The following is a 14,219-nucleotide window of genomic DNA, read 5'->3' on the forward strand; positions in this document are numbered from 1 at the left end:
CTCAGCCGCTCGCCGTTTCCAGCAGCCCCATGAGCGCCCGCGCCGCCGGGCTGGTGGACTGGGCCGGCGGCAGCAGCGCGATGGTCTCGTACGCGCACTCGTCGCCGTACGAAAGGGGCAGCGAGGTCAGGGAGGCCCGCTTGTGCCGGAAATGGCGCGGCACGACCGCGATGCCGAGGTTCTCGTCGAGCAGGTCCAGCAGACCGTGCACGTCGTTCACCTCCAGCGCGACGGTCCGACGCACCCCCGCCTCCGCGAACGCGGTGTCCGTGACGCGGCGCGGGCCCCAGTCGGGGTGGAAGTCGACGAACACCTCGTCGGCCAGGTCCCGCGGGGTCAGCACCGCCCCGTGCGCCGCCAGGCGGTGCTCGGGGTGGCAGAGCACCGTCATCGGCTCGCCGGCCAGCGACACGGATCGCAACTGGTCCGAGTCCGCCTGCGTCCGGTAGGCGAAGGCCAGGTCGAGCCGCCCCGCCGCGACCTCCTCCGCCAGCTCGCCCGAGCCCGCCTGCCGCAGTCGGATCTCCACGTCCGGATGCCGGCGCCGGAACGCGGCCAGCAATCCGGCGACCGGCACCCCGGCGACGCACTGCTCGGAGCCCAGCGACAATGTGCCGCGCAACACGCCCTGCACCGCGGCGACGGCCTCGTGCGCCGAGCGCACCTGCGCGAGGATGCGCTGCGCCTCGCCCAGCAGCGCCCGCCCCGCCTCCGTCAGCGTCACCCGGCGGGTCGTGCGCACGAACAGCGGCGCCCGCAGCTCCCGTTCCAGCGCCCGGATGGAAGCGGACAGACCGGACTGGGACACCAGCAGCCGTTCGGCCGCACGGGTGAAGTGCTGGTCCTCGGCGACGGCCACGAAGTGCTGGAGATGACGCAGTTCCATGACTCAGAAGCGTAGCCGCACAATCCCATCGGATTCTTCTGTTGGACCACTGCTCGCAGGTCACGCCAGAGTGGGAGGCGGTTACGCACAAGCCCCGTACCCGGGTGCCAACCCCTCTGGAGTCGCGTTGTACACCGCACACCCCGACCGCTACGCGGAGATGCCCTACCGGCGCACCGGACGCAGCGGCCTGAAGCTGCCCGCGCTCTCGCTCGGCCTGTGGCACAACTTCGGCCCCGACCGCCCCGTAGAGACCCAGCGCGCCATCCTCCGCCGCGCCTTCGACCTCGGCGTCACCCACTTCGACCTCGCCAACAACTACGGCCCGCCGCCAGGCTCCGCCGAGTCCGCTCTCGGCGAGGCGCTGCGGGCCGACTTCGCGCCGTACCGCGACGAGCTGGTCATCTCCACCAAGGCCGGCTATCTGATGTGGCCCGGCCCGTACGGCGAGTGGGGTTCGCGCAAGTACCTGCTCTCCTCCCTCGACCAGAGCCTGTCCCGCATGGGCCTGGAGTACGTCGACGTCTTCTACTCGCACCGCCCCGACCCGGACACTCCCCTGGAGGAGACGATGGGCGCCCTGCACACGGCGGTGCAGCAGGGCAAGGCGCTGTACGTCGGCGTCTCCAACTACTCGCCGGAGCAGACCCGCGAGGCCGCCCGCATCCTCGCCGAGCTGGGCACCCCGCTGCTGATCCACCAGCCGCGCTACTCGATGCTCGACCGCCGCCCCGAGACCAGCGGCCTCCTGGACGCCCTCGACGAGCTCCGGGTCGGCTCCATCGCCTACTCCCCGTTGGAGCAGGGTCTGCTGACGGGCCGTTACCTCGACGGCATCCCGGAGGACTCGCGCGCCGCGAGCGACAGCCCCTTCCTGAACTCCGACGCGGTCACCGGGGAACTGGTGGGCAAGCTGCGCGCCCTGGACGAGATCGCCAAGTCCCGCGGCCAGTCGCTGGCCCAGATGGCATTGGCGTGGGTGCTGCGCGGGGGCCGCGTGACCTCCGCCCTGGTCGGTGCGAGCAGCCCGCGGCAGCTGGAGGACAGCGTGTCGGCCATCGGGAACCTGGACTTCGACGCCGACGAACTGGCCGGCATCGACGAGATCGTCACGCGGTAGGGACGCTCGGCCGAGCCGTTCCTCGAGTAAGCGTCGGAACCGATCGCCGACGACGGTCACGCTCCGGCGGGCACCCGGTCGAGGAAGCCGAACACGGACCGGATCCGGTCCTCGCCGTCCAGCGTGACCACGTCGGATCCGGCCACGGGTGCCGAGCCGTCGGCCTCGCTCACCAGTTCCCAGGAGAAGCGCGCCGTGTCGTGGTGCCCGTCCACGGCACTCGAGAGCCGGAAGACGAAGCCCGGGAACTGCTCGTGCGCCGCCGTGATCACGGCCGCGATCTGCTCGTGGCCGCGGACGTCCGCCAGGGGGTCGGTGTAGCCGCCGTCATTGGTCCAGGCCGCGGCGACCGCCTTGGCCAGGGTGTCCGGCCCGGCGTTCCAGGCCTCGAAGTAGCGGGCGACGGCGTCCTCGTAGCGGCGAGTGGTTGCGGACATGTCGATCAGCCTCCATCGGTGTGAACACGCAGGTCGGGAACCGGATGCCGGTCGCGGCGACCCGGCACATCGACCATGCCCGCACCCGTACGCACCGTCGATTACCCCGGAGGTCATGCGGGTGCGCCTCCGAGACCGGGAAGAGGGCGCGCCCGGGGTGATGAAGACAGGATTGCGCGCCGCGAGTTTTCGGCCATCAAGTGCCGTGAATATGCCAGGAGACTGGCCGGAAATTCATGGTGACAGTGGTTCAGTAGTGAACATACTCACCCTTAGGGCGTCTCACACCACGCGACAGCGCCCTCACGCACAGCACACGAGCCGCACGGACGCCATGCCCGACCGGCAGGGGCAGGCGACGGGGGGAGGGGAGCAGTGCACGACGAGTTCCTGTGCCATGTCACCGCCTACGGTGTCTGTGACGGCCGGCGCATCGGTGTACCCCTGGGAACCTACCGGGCTCCCACCCTCGCCCTCGCCCTGTGGTGGCTGCGCGACCGCGCGTCCTGGATCGCGGAGCGGCTCGATCCGCAACCCGACACCCCCCACTTACCGCGCGGTGCCCTGACTCCGGTCGCCGACGACGCACCCGACGTGCCGCGCGCCATGCGCGCCTGGTGCGCAGACGACGTCCAACAGGAGAGGGCCGCAGACGAGCTGGCCGCGGGGCGCTTGGTGCGCATCGCCACCAGCGACGACACCACCGAGTACGAACTCATGGCGGAGTCCGTGGACGCGCTGCGCATGCAGCGGGCGTCCCCGCCCCTGGCCGTACCCGTCGCCTGAGCCGCCCGAGCGCCTTCCGACGGTGTCACCCGGACCGAGCAGGGCTCCTGCCGCCCCGCCGACCCGCCCACCGCGCGAGCGACGCACCGAGGAACCCGGTGACGAACCCCCACGCCAGTGCGAGACCTACCGCACCCCACAGACGCGGCCGCAGGAAGAGCCGCCCGGACAGTCCGCCGCCCAGGTCGCCGATGCCGAGCACCGACAGGCCGTAGTGCGCGGAGATCCGGCCGACGAGCCCGATCACGAGAACCGTCAGCGCCAGCGCCACGGCCATGTGTACGGCGTGCAGCCAGGCCGGCATTCGGGTCCGGGAGCGGGACGCGAGGACGACCCCGGCCGCCAGGAGCAGGACCGCCGCGACGACCACGAGCCACCACATCCGCCCGTCGTGCTCGGCGAGCGTGCCCACGTTCAGCGTCGAGACGTCCGGCCCGCGCAGCACCTCGTCGAGCACCTGCGGCATCGGCAGCCCGAACGGCCCCTCCACGCGCCCGTCCCAGGTGGCACCGAGGCCGATCGTCAGCGCGAGCCACGCCAGGTTCGGCAGACCGAGCAGCAGGACGGCGAAGGTGTCGGCGGGGTGCCCCCGCGTCGCCGCGACGACGAGTCCGACGACGACGCCGACGACGACGTACGCGAGCAGCAACGCGACCATCGCGTACGCCGCCGGCCGCACCGACGTCCGCAGGCGCAGCAGCCGCCCGGGCAACGGGGCCCCGCGCGAGACCAGTAGAGCCGTCACGAGCACCCCGGCCAGCCACAGCAGCCCGAAGAGGACGGTCAGCGGCACGTCCGTGGTGAAGCCGACCGTCGGAGTGACGCCGAACAGGTCGCCGAGGTCGTCCAGGACGCCTTCGCCGAGGGAGACCTCGAACGTCCAGCGGGCGGCGAAGGCCGAGCCGAGGAGGGCGAGCAGCCACAACACGGCGATGCGTCCGGCCCACCCGGCCAGTTCCGGGGCGCCGGCGACGGCCCGGTGGCGCAGCGGTCGCAGAAAGCCCTGGGCCACCACCAGCGCGCCGGTCAGGGTGACGGACAGCGGGAGCACGGTCAGCCCCGCGTCGGTGTCGGCGAACCCTCCTGCGTCACCGGACAGTTCCAGCGCGCCGCCCACGGCGGTGACGACGGTCGCCGTGACGACCCGGGGGAAGGCGTTGTCGGGCAGGTTCGCGGCGCCGGCCGCCCACAGCCCGAGCGCGGCCACCACCCACATGGCGACCAGCCCGGCCACCACCGTGACCAGGGCGTGCGGCCAGCCATGACGGGCGACCGCCTGTCCCGTCGTGCCGGGTGGGGTTCGCGAACTCACGTTGCCACGCTAAGCAGCACCGGCCGCGGGCGCGCGCCGGCAGGACCGTCCGCGTCCGTCGGCCGCACCATCGGGCAGCCCCCGGTCGGCTGGTCGACGCACCGCACGGCCCACCTGGGGCCACGTGCGCCGTGCGTCAGTCCGGCCGGACCTCAGCCGGTAACCGGGGGTCGCCCGGCGCCGTGGCTCAGCCCGCCCGGACGACGAGGGCGTGGTCGCCGAGGCCCAGCAACCGGTCGACCGGCACCTCGCCCCGGGTCGTGAGGACCGCGAGGAGACGTCCCGTCTCCGTGTCGAACGCCACGTCCAGCACCGTGCCGTGTTCGGTGCCCGCGTCGGTCAGGACCCGACGGTCCAGCAGGTCGTGGCACGGCGGGTCGGCGCCCGGGACGGCGTAGGCGGACTCGACCCGGAGGGCGCCCGGGCCGATCGAGCGCACCGCATCCCAGGGCAGCACCGTCTCCCCGCGCAGGCGGCCCCCGCGGAACCGGACGTGGCTCACCGTGCCGGACGCGGCGTCGGCGGCCAGGGACGTCACGGTGCCGAGCGGCCCGGCCCGGGTCGGCGCCAGGACCGGTAGCCCCCGCACCTCGGTGAACAGCATCACGGCAGGGAGCCCTTCCACGGGCCGGGACCACCACCCACCAGGGCGGTGAAACCGGGGAGGTCGTCGGCGACGTGCCGGAGGGCCGCCCCGGGCAGGACGAGGGACCGGCCGGCGACCGTGAGCGACTCGCCGCGCGGCACGTACACCCGGCGCCGATGCCGGGTCCTGCCCGGAACGAACCGTCTGCTCGCCGCCACCCGGAAACCGACGACCCACCCACCGGTGCCGCCCTCCACCACGACATCGAGCACGGTGCCGACCTCGTCACCGGCCTCCGTAAGGACCCGCGCCCCCAGGACCCGGGCCCGGAGCGTCTGCTGCTGCGCCGTCATGGCCGCGGCGCTCACCAGGCCCCGCCGGTCGCGGATCATCACCGCGTCGTGCCCCAGCGCCCACACGGCCGACCAGGGCAATCCTTCCTTCAGCGGGCCCGACAGCAGCCCCCGCCCGCTCAGGGTGAAACCGGTGATCCGGCTCGTGTCGGAGTCGCATACGGTGTCCTTGACGTGAGCCACGGCGTCGCCGCCGAGGGTGACCACCGGCCGGGTGCTGATGCTTCGCGCGGCCATCAGTTCGTTCATCGCACGCCCTTCCAGTACCCTCTCCCGGCACCCGGGTTCCCCGCGCCACTGTGACGATGCCCGCAGTACGAGCCCACGGGGACTGCGACGCCGGGACCGGGGTACGTGGACAGGTGCAGCAGCGTCCGGCCAGTCCGGCTTTCGAGAGAGAAACGCATGACCGAGTACCTGGACGGGGCAGTGATACCGACTGGTTTCGACGTACCCGTTGAACCGCTGAGGCGGGCGGCACACTACTCCGGTGAACCGGGGTGCATAGCGCAGGCACGTTCCTTTGCCTCGCTCTTCCTCGACCGGCTCAGGACCGAGTGGTGCGCCAGGATCGGCCCGCGGGCCGACGGCGCGGTGCTGCTGGTGGTGAGCGAGCTGATCACCAACGCGGACCGGCACAGCAAGGGGCCGTACATCTTGGAGCTGGAGGGCACGCCCGCCTCGGTGGCCGTCACCGTCTACGACAGCAGCGGCGCCGTGCCCGAGCGTTACCCCCGTGATCCCGAGCGCGTCGGTCGGCACGGCCTGGAGATCGTCCACGCCCTGGCGGAGGCGGTCGTCGTCGAACGCGTACCGGTCGGGAAGCGGGTCAAGGCCCTGGTGCCCCTCACCGAGGCGTGAACGCATTGCCCCACTTCCAATGCATGGGGCGGCTTTCGCGTCCGCTTTCCCGGGTTGCCGGGTTTTCCTCAGGCGCAGCCCAGCTCGCCCAGCATGCCCTCGCGCAGCCGGGTGATGATCCGCTTGATCAGCCGGGACACGTGCATCTGTGAGCAGCCGAGCTGTTCGCCGATCTCCGCCTGGGTGGCCTCCTCGACGAACCGCATGTGGATGATCTGCCGGTCCCGCTCACTGAGCTCGGCCATCAGCGGGGCGAGCGAGTGGAAGTCCTCGACGAGCCGCAGCCCGTCCTCCTCCACGCCGATGAAGTCGGCCAGCACCGACTCGCCGCTCTCGGGCCCGTCGCCGGTCAGTGCGGCGTCCAGCGAGGAGGAGTTGTAGCCGTTGGACGCGATCTGGCCCTCGATCACCTGGTTCTCGCTGATGTTCATCAGCGTGGCGAGTTCGGCGACGGTGGGTTCGCGGTCCAGACGGGAGGAGAGCTCCTCGCGGGCCTTGGCGAGCTCCACGCGAAGCTCCTGAAGCCGCCGCGGCACGTGCACCGCCCACGTGGTGTCCCGGAAGAACCGCTTGATCTCGCCGACGATGTACGGCAGCGCGAACGACGTGAACTCCACCTCGCGCGACAGCTCGAACCGGTCGATGGCCTTGATCAGGCCGATCATGCCGGTCTGGACGATGTCCTCCATGTCGTCCCCGCGACCGCTGAAGCGGCCGGCGGCGAACCGCACGAGCGACATGTTCATCTCGATCAGAGTGTTGCGCGCGTACTGGTACTCGTGCGTGCCCTCTTCGAGTTCCGTCAGGCGCTGGAAGAACTGACGCGACAGCTGTCGTGCGTCACGCGGAGCCACGGTGCGGGGGTCCACGCCACCCGGCAGTGATCCGTCATCCGTCCCGCTCCCGGTGGTCTCCTCGACGACCTGCGCTTCCGGCCGGATCACGGCGGTCTCCATTACCTCTCCCACGAAAGTCACGGTTGGGCGTCTCCCTAGGCTCTACCCGCTTCCGGGTACCCGGGTCACCGCGGCACATGCCTCTCGCTTTCACGGGTGGCGGAAATCGGGGTGCCGCGGCGCCTTCGCGGAGTGATGTGTCAGTCCCCAGGGTAGCCCCGGGCGCCGCGACCGGCGCCCGGGGATTTCCCTCTGGGCTGAACGCCGCCCCCTTCCCCCGCCCGGCCGGGCTCCTACGCTGAGGAGGTGACCAGCTACGTGCCGAACGAAGCCCGCGTCGTTCCCATGCGCCCCCGGGCCCCGCGCCCCCAGGCCCGCCCCGCCGCTCCGCCGACGGCTCCGGAACAGGGGCGGCCCGCCGTCCGTGAGCCCTTGTGGCGCGATCTCGTGGGCGACATCCTGCGGCGGGAACGCCTTGCTCAGGAACGCACATTGAAGGAGGTCGCGGAGACCGCCCGGATCTCCATGCCGTACCTCTCCGAGGTGGAGCGAGGCCGCAAGGAGGCGTCCTCGGAGGTGCTGGCCGCCGCCGCGGGCGCCCTCGGGCTGGGCCTCGGCGCCCTGCTGGCGCGGGCTCAGGAGGAGCTGGTCCGGCTCGCCTCCCGGCACGCCGGTCCCGGCCGGGGGCCCGGTGCGTCCGGTGCCCGGTACGACGGGATGTGCCTGGCCGCCTGACCGCCGCACGGGACGGCGCCCCGCGGACCGCGCGGCGCCGTCCCGACGCTCACCCCCGCACCAGTCGTCGGCTGAGCACCTCGTCGGCCAGCCCGTACGCCACCGCCTCCTCGGCGGTGAACACCTTGTCGCGGTCCATGTCCGCGCGCAGTGTCGCCGTGTCGTGGTGCGTGTGCCGGGCCAGCACCTCCTCGACCTGCGCCCGGATCCGCACCATCTCCTTGGCCCGGAGCGCCAGGTCGGAGGCCGTGCCGCGCTGTCCGCCGGAGGCCGGCTGGCCGAGCAGGACCCGCGCGTGCTCCAGCACGAACCGACGCCCCGGATCTCCGCCGGCCAGCAGCACCGCCGCCGTGGAGGCCGCCTGCCCGACGCAGAACGTGGAGATCGGCGCCTGGACGAACGTCATCGTGTCGTAGATGGCCATCAGCGACGTGAAGGAGCCACCGGGGGAGTTGATGTAGACGGCGATCTCGCTCTCCGGGGCCGCCGACTCCAGATGGAGGAGTTGCGCGATGACCACGTTGGCGACGCCGTCGTCGATCTCGGTGCCCAGGAAGATGATCCTCTCGTTCAGCAGCCGGCTGAAGACGTCGAAGGACCGCTCGCCCTGCGGGGTCCGCTCGACGACGTTCGGAATCGTGTAGCTCCCCATCACCGCAGTCCCATCCTCGGTCGCGCCGCGGCCGGGCGGACGTCCGCGAGGGACTCCAGGACCCGGTCCACCATCCCGTACTCCCTGGCCTCCTCGGCCGTGAACCAGCGGTCCCGGTCGCCGTCCCGGGAGATGGTCTCCGGACTCTGGCCGGTGTGCTCCGCGGTGATCCGCTCGATGGTCCGCTTGGTGAACTCCAGGCTCTCCGCCTGGATCTCGATGTCGGCGGTGGTGCCGCCGATGCCCCCCGACGGCTGGTGCATCATGATGCGCGCGTTCGGCAGCGCGTACCGCTTGCCGGGGGTACCGACGCTCAGCAGGAACTGTCCCATGCTGGCGGCGAACCCCATGGCGAGGGTCGACACGGCGTTGGGGATCAGCCGCATGGTGTCGTAGATGGCGAGCCCCGCGTGCACCGAGCCGCCGGGGCTGTTGACGTACAGGCTGATGTCGGTGCGCGGGTCCTCCGCGGAGAGGATCAGCAGTTGGGCGCAGACCCGGTTCGCTGAGACCTCGTCGACCTGGGTGCCCAGCAGCACGATCCGCTGCGCGAGCAACTGCGCGGCCAGGTGGTCGTCGAACCGGGAGGGAGGGGTGTCGCCCTCCTCCGCCCGGGGCAGTGCGGCCGGCGCGCGGCCGGTGACGAGTGGAGACATCGGCGTTCCTTGTCGAGTCGTCGGGCGAGTCGTACGCGGCGGTTGCCGCGGCTCTTCCTCCACTCTTGGCCCGCCGCGGCGGAGAAGGGCCCTTTCTCTGCCCGCGGCAGATTCGCCACGGGCAGAGCGTCCGGGCGGCCCGTGCCGGGCTGCCCGCGACGGGGCGCGCACGACCGATGAGTTCTCCGTGTCCCGACGGTCGACAGTGGTGACCGTGTTCCGCGCCCGGGAGGTACTCATGAACACCGAAGGATTCACCACGTGTCTCTGGTTCGACGGTCAGGCGGAGGAGGCCGCCCACTTCTACGTCTCCCTCTTCAAGAACTCCGGCATCGGTGCCGTCACCCGCTACCCCGAAGGAGCGCACCATCCCGCCGGCACCGTGCTCACCGTCGACTTCACGGCCAACGGCCAGCGGTTCGTCGCCCTCAACGGCGGCTCGGAGTTCCGGTTCAACGAGGCGATCTCCTTCCAGATCACCTGCGACGACCAGGAGGAGGTCGACCACTACTGGACCAGGCTCACGGAGAACGGCGGCGAGGAGGGCCCCTGCGGCTGGGTCAAGGACCGGTTCGGCGTCTCCTGGCAGGTCGTCCCGGGCCGGCTCGAGGAGATGTTCCGCGATTCCGACGCCACGAAGGTCGCGCGGGCCAACCAGGCCATGATGTCGATGCGCAAGCTCGACATCGCCGCACTCGAGAAGGCTTACGCCGGGGAGTGAACCCTCGCGCACCACGGCGACTGCGCTTGGTTCCGGTGATCGGCATCACGCGGACCGAGGGGGGAGACGCCGCAGTGCACGGCCGTCTCCGGAGCCCGGTCCGGGCGCCCCGCCGCGCCATGGCATGATCGGGCGCATGCTTGAACGTGTTGTGGCCGCGTGCGACGGGGCTTCGAAGGGAAACCCGGGCCCGGCCGGCTGGGCCTGGGTCGTCGCCGACGCGTCGGAGACCCCGGTGCGCTGGGAGGCCGGGCCGCTGGGCCGGGCCACCAACAACATCGCCGAACTCACGGCGCTGGAGCGCCTGCTGGTTGCGACCGACCCCTGCGTGCCCCTCGAGGTCCGCATGGACTCGCAGTACGCCATGAAGGCCGTCACCACCTGGCTGCCCGGCTGGAAGCGCAACGGCTGGAAGACGGCGGCCGGCAAGCCGGTCGCCAACCAGGAACTGGTCGTGCGCATCGACGAGCTGCTCGACGGCCGCTCGGTCGACTTCCGCTACGTGCCCGCCCACCAGGTCGACGGCGACCGGCTCAACGACTTCGCCGACCGTGCCGCCAGCCAGGCGGCCGTCGTGCAGGAGCCCGCGGGCAGCGAACTCGGCTCCCCCGAGCCGCCGCCCGCACCGGACGTCCCGGCGAAGAAGGCACCGCGCCGGGGAGCGGGCACCGCCCGCAAGAGCGGCGGCTCGGCGCGCACCATCAAGGCGAAGTTTCCCGGGCGCTGCCTGTGCGGCCGTTCGTACGCGGCCGGTGAGTCCATCGCGAAGAACGACCAGGGCTGGGGCCACCCGGAGTGCCGCACGGCCGCGGCGGGCTAGCGACAGGACCGTCGGACGGCCGCCCGGCGCGCGACCCGCGCCGGGCGGGTCACGTGACACCGGCCCACTCCTCTGTACTCTGCGTAGCGATATGCCCATTTTGAGTGCATTCCAGGGGTGAATGTGAAGGTCGCCTGCGTCGGCGGCGGGCCCGCCGGCCTGTACCTGTCGATCCTGCTGAAGCGGCAGGACCCGTCCCACGACATCACCGTCCACGAGCGCAGTCCCGAGGGGTCCACCTACGGCTGGGGCGTGACCTACTGGCGCGGACTGCTCGACCGGCTCCACGAGCACGACCCGCACTTCGCGCGGGCCGTCGAGGAGCACTCCGTCCGCTGGCGCGACGGCGTCGCCCACGTGGGCGACCGGGCCGTCCGGCACCGTGGCGACGAGGGCTTCGGCATCGGCCGCCACCGGCTCCTGGAGATCCTCGCGGCCCGCGCCCGATCGCTGGGCGTGCGCCTGGAGCACGAGCACGAGATCACCGCCGACCGGCTCCCCGAAGCCGACCTCGTCGTGGCGGCCGACGGAGTGGGCAGCGCCGTGCGCACCCGGTACGCGGGGCACTTCGGCACCGAGGTCCGGGCCGGGCGCAACCACTACATCTGGCTCGGCACCACCAAGGTCTTCGACGCCTTCACCTTCGCCTTCACCGAGACCGAGCACGGCTGGATCTGGGCGTACGGCTACGGCTACGGCCCCGAGGGCAGCACCTGCGTCGTCGAGTGCGCGCCCGAGACCTGGACCGGGCTCGGGCTGGACCGGGCCGACGAGGCCGAGGGACTGACCCTGCTGGAGAAGCTGTTCACCGACGTCCTGGACGGCCACCCGCTCACCGGCCGCCGGTCCGGTTCCGGCGCCAATGCCTCGTGGCTCACCTTCCGCACCCTCACCAACCGAACCTGGTCCCGCGACAACCTCGTCCTGCTCGGCGACGCCGCCCACACCACGCACTACTCCATCGGCGCCGGCACCACCCTCGCCCTGGAGGACGCCATGGCCCTTGCCACCGCACTCCGCGAGCCGGCCACCCTCCAGGACGCCCTCGCCCGCTACGAACGGGAACGCAGAGCGGCCCTGCTGCCGGTGCAGAGCGCGGCCCGCTACAGCGCCCGGTGGTACGAGAACCTGCCCCGCTACATCGGGCTTCCCCCGCAGGAGATGTTCGCCCTGCTCGGCCAGCGCCACTCGCCGCTGCTGCCGTATGTCCCGCCCAGGTTGTACTACCGGATCGACCGCGCGGCCGGACAGTCGCAGGCGCTGCGGCGCCTCAAGCGCACGCTGGGTTCCAGGATCGCGCGGACGGTGCAGGCACGGAACCTGAGCGCCCGCGGCTGAACCACCTTCCCGCACCGTCCCGGGGCGGTGCGGAATGGCGCCGGATGACAGACTGGCGCGCATGGACGAGCGCACATTCGACAGGTCGGACCAGCACGCCTCGGTGATCGGCCTCGGCACCTGGCAACTCGGCGCGGACTGGGGAGACGTCGATGACAAGGAAGCACTCACGGTGCTGGAGACGGCGGCCGAATCCGGGGTGACCTTCTTCGACACCGCCGACGTCTACGGTGACGGACGCAGCGAGGAGACCATCGCCACGTTCCTGCGCGGCCGGCCCGACCTGCACGTGCTGGTCGCCACCAAGATGGGCCGCCGGGTCGAGCAGATCCCGCAGAACTACGTTCTCGACAACTTCCGGGAGTGGAACGACCGTTCGCGCCGCAATCTCGGCGTCGACGTCATCGACCTGGTGCAGCTCCACTGCCCGCCCACCCCCGTCTACTCCAGCGACGAGGTCTTCGACGCCCTGGACACCCTGGTCGAGGAGGAGCGCGTCGCCGCATACGGCGTCAGCGTGGAGACCTGCGAGGAGGCGCTGACCGCGATCGCCCGGCCGAACGTGGCGAGCGTGCAGATCATCCTCAACCCGTTCCGGATGAAGCCGCTGCGCGAGGTCCTTCCGGCGGCCCGCGAGGCCGGCGTCGGCATCATCGCGCGGGTGCCGCTGGCCTCCGGTCTGCTGTCCGGCAAGTACGCACGGGACACGGTCTTCGCCGCCAATGACCACCGCAACTTCAACCGGCACGGCGAGGCCTTCGACCAGGGCGAGACCTTCTCCGGCGTCGACTTCGCCACCGGCGTGGAGGCCGCGGCGGAGTTCGCCGCGCTCGCCCCCGAGGGATACACCCCGGCCCAGCTGGCGCTGCGCTGGATCATCCAGCAGCCCGGCGTGACCACCGTGATTCCCGGCGCCCGTTCACCGGAGCAGGCCCGCGCCAACTCGGACGCCGCCCGGCTGCCGGAGTTGTCCGAGGGGACCCTCACGGCCGTCCGGGACCTCTACGACCGCCGGATCAAGGATCAGGTCGAGGGCCGCTGGTAGCGGTCGGTCACTCGCCTCACGGCACCAGGAGCAACTGCCGTTCCTGCTCCTGGTCGCCGGAGGCCGCACCCTCGTTCCGTGTGCTGAAGGCGTGGGCCAGGGTTCGACTCGCCGCCTCGACGGCCTGCGGCGTCCCCTGCACGGTGACCGTCACCGGCGCGGACAGCGGGGCGCCCGCCCGGGACTGCGTGGACGCCTCCGGAGTGTCCGGGGAGTCGAAGGTCGCGGTGCGCACCGTCGCGCGCTCGTCGGCCGGCATGGCGTCGGGCGCCCCGAAGACATCCTCCAGTGCGCGGACGACCGCCCGCGCGTCGTCCACGCCGCCGCCGCTGAGCGTCACGGTGAGCTGAGTGTCGGACATCCTTCGCCATCCTCCCGGCAGCCTGCTTCGGTCCCGGCCCGTGTAACCGTCTCCCGATCACTCAAACCGTGAGCCGCCGCGCCGACAGGGCGCCTGAGGGTGGGGAACCCGGGAAGAGGCAACAGGACGCAGGCCACGGCAACGGGAGGAAACGTGACGGACGCGGCTGAGGGGTCGGTGCGGCGCCGGGGGCGCAACGAGACCGAGGAGGAGCGGGCGGACCGGATGTGGACGGAGCTGATCCAGGAGGTCCGCGTCGCGCAGATGGGCGTACAGATCCTGTTCGGCTTCCTGCTCACCGTCGTGTTCCAGCCCAAGTACGACGACCTCTCGGACGCCGACCAGACGATCTACCTGATCACGGTCGTCCTCGGTGCCGTGACGACCGGCGCACTGATCGGGCCGGTTGCCCTGCACCGTCTCGTCTCGGGGCGGCGCGTGAAGCCGCAGGCGGTGCGGTGGGCATCCCGGCTGACCGTGCTCGGTCTCGTGCTGCTGCTCGCGACGACGGCCTGCTCGCTCCTGCTGATCCTGCGCGTCGCGACCGACGACGGTTTCGTGCCCTACCTCGTGGTCGGCGTCGTCTTCTGGTACCTGCTGTGCTGGTTCGGGATCCCGCTGTGGACCCGGTACCACCACACGTCCCGCTGAGGG

Annotated in this window: 18 protein-coding genes; 9 read left to right on the plus strand and 9 right to left on the minus strand. The window is 71.7% G+C overall.

The window, feature by feature from the left end; translation table 11 throughout:
- Position 1: 1 nt before the first annotated feature.
- Positions 2–886 carry a LysR family transcriptional regulator gene (locus IE142_RS23835; protein ID WP_191887641.1) on the minus strand — a complete coding sequence of 295 codons (885 nt, stop codon included), beginning with the start codon at positions 884–886 and terminating at the stop codon, positions 2–4.
- Positions 887–1,013: 127 nt separating this feature from the next.
- Here IE142_RS23835 and mgrA point away from each other — a divergent pair, with 127 nt between their 5' ends.
- Complete coding sequence (mgrA, locus tag IE142_RS23840) at positions 1,014–2,006, plus strand: L-glyceraldehyde 3-phosphate reductase (protein WP_191887642.1); 993 nt, start codon at positions 1,014–1,016, stop codon at positions 2,004–2,006.
- A 56-nt stretch (positions 2,007–2,062) separates the two neighbouring features.
- Here the strand turns inward: mgrA and IE142_RS23845 are convergent, their stop codons facing one another.
- The gene (locus tag IE142_RS23845; RefSeq protein WP_191887643.1) at positions 2,063–2,443 is read right to left on the minus strand and encodes a nuclear transport factor 2 family protein; all 381 of its coding nucleotides are present in this window, start codon (positions 2,441–2,443) and stop codon (positions 2,063–2,065) included.
- A gap of 375 nt (positions 2,444–2,818) precedes the next feature.
- Between IE142_RS23845 and IE142_RS23850 the strand changes: the two genes are divergently transcribed.
- On the plus strand, positions 2,819–3,229 hold the full coding sequence (locus IE142_RS23850; protein ID WP_191887644.1) for a hypothetical protein: 411 nt from the start codon (positions 2,819–2,821) through the stop codon (positions 3,227–3,229).
- 25 nt (positions 3,230–3,254) lie between these two features.
- Here IE142_RS23850 and IE142_RS23855 read toward each other — a convergent pair whose 3' ends face one another.
- The 3 genes from IE142_RS23855 to IE142_RS23865 all read right to left on the minus strand — a co-directional run bounded on the left by IE142_RS23855 (position 3,255) and on the right by IE142_RS23865 (position 5,729).
- Entirely contained in the window at positions 3,255–4,541 is a 1,287-nt protein-coding gene (locus IE142_RS23855) for a streptophobe family protein (RefSeq protein ID WP_191887645.1), read from the minus strand.
- A gap of 187 nt (positions 4,542–4,728) precedes the next feature.
- A complete protein-coding gene (locus IE142_RS23860; protein WP_191887701.1) occupies positions 4,729–5,148 on the minus strand; it encodes a PRC-barrel domain-containing protein in 420 nt (139 codons plus the stop codon).
- Entirely contained in the window at positions 5,145–5,729 is a 585-nt protein-coding gene (locus IE142_RS23865) for a PRC-barrel domain-containing protein (RefSeq protein WP_191887646.1), read from the minus strand. Before IE142_RS23865 ends, IE142_RS23860 begins: the two co-directional genes overlap by 4 nt.
- A 156-nt stretch (positions 5,730–5,885) precedes the next feature.
- Between IE142_RS23865 and IE142_RS23870 the strand changes: the two genes are divergently transcribed.
- Positions 5,886–6,341, plus strand: coding sequence for an ATP-binding protein (locus tag IE142_RS23870; RefSeq protein WP_191887647.1), 456 nt, complete (start codon positions 5,886–5,888; stop codon positions 6,339–6,341).
- Positions 6,342–6,409: 68 nt separating this feature from the next.
- Here IE142_RS23870 and IE142_RS23875 read toward each other — a convergent pair whose 3' ends face one another.
- Entirely contained in the window at positions 6,410–7,297 is an 888-nt protein-coding gene (locus IE142_RS23875; RefSeq protein WP_191887702.1) for an RNA polymerase sigma factor SigF, read from the minus strand.
- Between the two features lie 246 nt (positions 7,298–7,543).
- On the opposite strand from IE142_RS23875, the gene IE142_RS23880 reads away from it, so the two are divergent.
- Positions 7,544–7,972, plus strand: coding sequence for a helix-turn-helix domain-containing protein (locus IE142_RS23880; protein ID WP_229830826.1), 429 nt, complete (start codon positions 7,544–7,546; stop codon positions 7,970–7,972).
- A 49-nt stretch (positions 7,973–8,021) separates the two neighbouring features.
- Here the strand turns inward: IE142_RS23880 and IE142_RS23885 are convergent, their stop codons facing one another.
- Both IE142_RS23885 and IE142_RS23890 read right to left on the minus strand, forming a co-directional pair.
- Positions 8,022–8,624: a ClpP family protease gene (locus tag IE142_RS23885; RefSeq protein WP_191887648.1), complete on the minus strand. Its 603-nt coding sequence runs from the start codon at positions 8,622–8,624 to the stop codon at positions 8,022–8,024.
- Positions 8,624–9,280 (minus strand): ATP-dependent Clp protease proteolytic subunit, encoded by a 657-nt coding sequence (locus tag IE142_RS23890; RefSeq protein WP_191887649.1) that lies wholly within the window; start codon positions 9,278–9,280, stop codon positions 8,624–8,626. Before IE142_RS23890 ends, IE142_RS23885 begins: the two co-directional genes overlap by 1 nt.
- A gap of 238 nt (positions 9,281–9,518) precedes the next feature.
- Between IE142_RS23890 and IE142_RS23895 the strand changes: the two genes are divergently transcribed.
- The 4 genes from IE142_RS23895 (at position 9,519) to IE142_RS23910 (ending at position 13,204) form a co-directional block, all read left to right on the plus strand.
- Complete coding sequence (locus tag IE142_RS23895; protein ID WP_191887650.1) at positions 9,519–10,001, plus strand: VOC family protein; 483 nt, start codon at positions 9,519–9,521, stop codon at positions 9,999–10,001.
- 124 nt (positions 10,002–10,125) lie between these two features.
- Complete coding sequence (locus IE142_RS23900; RefSeq protein ID WP_191887651.1) at positions 10,126–10,821, plus strand: ribonuclease H family protein; 696 nt, start codon at positions 10,126–10,128, stop codon at positions 10,819–10,821.
- Between the two features lie 123 nt (positions 10,822–10,944).
- Complete coding sequence (locus IE142_RS23905) at positions 10,945–12,159, plus strand: FAD-dependent monooxygenase (protein WP_191887652.1); 1,215 nt, start codon at positions 10,945–10,947, stop codon at positions 12,157–12,159.
- Between the two features lie 61 nt (positions 12,160–12,220).
- On the plus strand, positions 12,221–13,204 hold the full coding sequence (locus IE142_RS23910; RefSeq protein WP_043376149.1) for an aldo/keto reductase: 984 nt from the start codon (positions 12,221–12,223) through the stop codon (positions 13,202–13,204).
- Between the two features lie 16 nt (positions 13,205–13,220).
- Here the strand turns inward: IE142_RS23910 and IE142_RS23915 are convergent, their stop codons facing one another.
- Positions 13,221–13,565 (minus strand): hypothetical protein, encoded by a 345-nt coding sequence (locus IE142_RS23915; protein ID WP_043376151.1) that lies wholly within the window; start codon positions 13,563–13,565, stop codon positions 13,221–13,223.
- 153 nt (positions 13,566–13,718) lie between these two features.
- On the opposite strand from IE142_RS23915, the gene IE142_RS23920 reads away from it, so the two are divergent.
- Positions 13,719–14,216: a DUF6328 family protein gene (locus IE142_RS23920; protein ID WP_191887653.1), complete on the plus strand. Its 498-nt coding sequence runs from the start codon at positions 13,719–13,721 to the stop codon at positions 14,214–14,216.
- Positions 14,217–14,219 lie beyond the last annotated feature (3 nt).

It is taken from the genome of Streptomyces mutabilis (genome assembly GCF_014649815.1).
Classification (GTDB): Bacteria; Actinomycetota; Actinomycetes; order Streptomycetales; family Streptomycetaceae; genus Streptomyces; species Streptomyces mutabilis.

Coding starts and splice junctions, on each gene's coding strand:
- IE142_RS23835 (WP_191887641.1), bottom strand. CDS start 886: ATGGAACTGCGTCATCTCCAGCACTTCGTGGCCGTCGCCGAGGACCAG.
- IE142_RS23845 (WP_191887643.1), bottom strand. CDS start 2,443: ATGTCCGCAACCACTCGCCGCTACGAGGACGCCGTCGCCCGCTACTTC.
- IE142_RS23865 (WP_191887646.1), bottom strand. CDS start 5,729: ATGAACGAACTGATGGCCGCGCGAAGCATCAGCACCCGGCCGGTGGTC.
- IE142_RS23870 (WP_191887647.1), top strand. CDS start 5,886: ATGACCGAGTACCTGGACGGGGCAGTGATACCGACTGGTTTCGACGTA.
- IE142_RS23875 (WP_191887702.1), bottom strand. CDS start 7,297: ATGGAGACCGCCGTGATCCGGCCGGAAGCGCAGGTCGTCGAGGAGACC.
- IE142_RS23885 (WP_191887648.1), bottom strand. CDS start 8,624: ATGGGGAGCTACACGATTCCGAACGTCGTCGAGCGGACCCCGCAGGGC.
- IE142_RS23890 (WP_191887649.1), bottom strand. CDS start 9,280: ATGTCTCCACTCGTCACCGGCCGCGCGCCGGCCGCACTGCCCCGGGCG.
- IE142_RS23895 (WP_191887650.1), top strand. CDS start 9,519: ATGAACACCGAAGGATTCACCACGTGTCTCTGGTTCGACGGTCAGGCG.
- IE142_RS23900 (WP_191887651.1), top strand. CDS start 10,126: ATGATCGGGCGCATGCTTGAACGTGTTGTGGCCGCGTGCGACGGGGCT.
- IE142_RS23910 (WP_043376149.1), top strand. CDS start 12,221: ATGGACGAGCGCACATTCGACAGGTCGGACCAGCACGCCTCGGTGATC.
- IE142_RS23915 (WP_043376151.1), bottom strand. CDS start 13,565: ATGTCCGACACTCAGCTCACCGTGACGCTCAGCGGCGGCGGCGTGGAC.